Origin of the sequence: Herbiconiux daphne (assembly GCF_024979295.1) — a bacterium.
Lineage (GTDB): Bacteria > Actinomycetota > Actinomycetes > Actinomycetales > Microbacteriaceae > Herbiconiux > Herbiconiux daphnes.
The window spans coordinates 1-627 of sequence record NZ_JANLCJ010000507.1; the positions used below are offsets into that span (position 1 = coordinate 1).

The 627-nt window shown below is 60.1% G+C and carries 1 protein-coding gene; it reads left to right on the forward strand.

Annotation, left to right across the window (positions count from 1 at the left end; translation table 11 throughout):
* The coding region (locus N1032_RS26125; protein ID WP_259543549.1) for a hypothetical protein at positions 1-627 on the forward strand (627 nt) is incomplete at both ends.

Genomic DNA, 627 nt, shown 5'->3' on the forward strand with positions numbered 1-627 from the left:
TAGCTTTATCGACGACGAAGGGAACCAGCTGGGCGACGCGGAGATTAAAAGCATTCTCGGCGATATGTGGGAGACGATCACCACCGACGGCCGCGCCAAGAAGGAATACAACGAGGCCGCCGCTCAGCTCGAAGGGCCGCTAGGCGCACGCTCAGTAATGCAGCGCGCGGCCAGCTTCAGCCGCCAGATTCACTTTAAAGACGCGGCAGCGCACGAAGCCTATCACGCGAAGTACAGCGAGCTAAAACCGGCGGGCCTACTCATTCAGCACCTACAGCGCACAGCTGAAGATCTGGCCGTCGTGGAACGCTTCGGCCCGGACGCTAAGCAGAACATCGCGAAGCTAATCGACGTAGCGCATACGCTCGATGATACGCACGCCGACACAATCGGCGCTGACAAGACGCGCGGCAAGCGCACAGTCGCCGGTGTTAACCCGGAACAGCTGACCGAAGCCCTGTTAGGCCACGAAGATGATTTTCGTAGCGCCGTCGTCGACGCCGCGCGCTGGTTCACCTCGATGCACTCCGCAACGAAGTTAACCCGCACGGCCGTGCGCGCAGTACCGCAGGACTTAAACACAATCATCAACTACTCGATGGAACTCGGCCACGCTTCCCGCTTGCC